This is a genomic window from Legionella nigrisilvae (genome assembly GCF_977063395.2).
Map to the genome: position 1 here is coordinate 1 of NZ_CDRUGZ020000040.1, position 255 is coordinate 255.

Sequence of the window (255 nt, forward strand, 5' to 3'; positions counted from 1 at the left end):
GACGCTATGGTCGCCAGGAAAACTGTTTATGCATAATGGGGGCTATTATACCCGAATTATGCTTTAGGTAAATAAAGAGGTGCACATTTTTTTGTAAGTGAGGTCAAAAACCTCACTTTAATACCTTCAAACTTGTATCTGGAGCTATGAAATGAAGTAGCTCAGATTATATGGTCAAGACAATCAGCCAATTAGTACAAGTTAGCTTCACACATTACTGCGCTTCCACACCTTGCCTATCAACGTTGTAGTCTT

1 rRNA gene is annotated in these 255 nt (G+C 38.8%); it reads right to left on the reverse strand.

Features of this window, described 5'->3' with window-relative positions:
- Positions 1–170: 170 nt before the first annotated feature.
- Positions 171–255, reverse strand: a 23S ribosomal RNA gene (locus tag ACWTE2_RS25995); the annotation flags it as partial.